Here is a 381-nt window from a genome sequence, read left to right as displayed (position 1 = left end):
GACCAAGGGTAAGAAGCGTCTTGTTATAACACCTAAAGACGGATCTGATGCTTATGAAGCATTGATTCCAAAGCATCGTCAAATGAACGTGTTTGAAGGTGAAAGTGTAGAGAAGGGTGAGGTGATCTCTGATGGCCCATCAAATCCACACGACATTTTGCGTCTTCTAGGTGTTGTTGAGCTTGCTAAGTACATTACAAACGAAGTGCAAGACGTATACCGTCTGCAGGGCGTTGTGATTAACGATAAGCACATCGAAGTAATTGTTCGTCAGATGCTACGTAAAGTAGAAGTTACGCAATCAGGTGATACTGACTTGATCAAAGGTGATCAAGTTGAATACGTTCAATTCCTTGAAGAGAACGAAAAAGCTGATGCAAA

At 41.7% G+C, this 381-nt stretch carries 1 protein-coding gene; it reads left to right on the top strand.

Annotated features, from left to right (window positions below; all coding sequences use genetic code 11):
• Positions 1-381, top strand: a 381-nt coding sequence (locus A3762_RS06175) for a hypothetical protein (protein ID WP_156493289.1), incomplete at both ends; no start/stop codon positions are given.

It is taken from the genome of Oleiphilus sp. HI0125, assembly GCF_001635355.1.
The sequence above is the reverse complement of the archived record's forward strand: the minus strand, read 5'-3'. Positions and strand labels throughout refer to the sequence as shown.